Genomic DNA, 618 nt, shown 5'->3' on the forward strand with positions numbered 1-618 from the left:
CCGGGACTCGTCGGCTGCCAACCGCACCAGTTCAGGCTCAACAGCCCGCCACACCGTCTTCCACGATGTCCCGAGCTGACGACGTAGTCCTTCGATCGTGGCGTGCTCGCGGCGCAGCTGCCCGATCGCCCAGTCGACGGCTCGCCTTGTGAGCGACCCGCGCCGAGCGACCAGCGAGGGAAGCTGCTCCACGAACGTCTTCTTGGCACAGCCCACGTCGCCGCATCGCCAGACCCGTTGCCGCCAGACGATCCGCACCCGCGTCACGCCCGGCACGTCATGCAACACTCGACGGCGGCGCCCTCGACCGATCGCCACGACCCCGCACAACGGGCACCCGGTCGGCGCCGCCGGTGTCGAAACGGTGACGATCAGCAGCCCGTCGCGGCGGTCAACGTGCTCGACATGGACGCCGTCGAGACCGACCAGCAGATCGCAGCGGTAACACGGATCAGCGGCAGAGCGCGCGTCAGCGCACCCCGAAGTAGGGTGAAGCACGTCGAGGTCCTCGTGATGGATCAGCAGTTGGCGCTACTGATCCTCGGGGACCTCGACCCCTACCCGCCGACCATCACCCGGCGAGCCTCACCCCCACCGCATGTCCGAAGAGCCCCCAAT

Annotated in this window: 1 protein-coding gene; it reads right to left on the reverse strand. The window is 68.4% G+C overall.

Going from position 1 to position 618, the window contains the following annotated elements:
* Window positions 1-498 (reverse strand): transposase family protein (locus BK819_RS16240; RefSeq protein WP_143049344.1); only part of this gene is annotated, 498 nt, incomplete at its 3' end.
* Window positions 499-618: the final 120 nt, after the last annotated feature.

This window comes from Microbacterium sp. LCT-H2 (genome assembly GCF_001866135.1).
GTDB lineage: Bacteria > Actinomycetota > Actinomycetes > Actinomycetales > Microbacteriaceae > Microbacterium.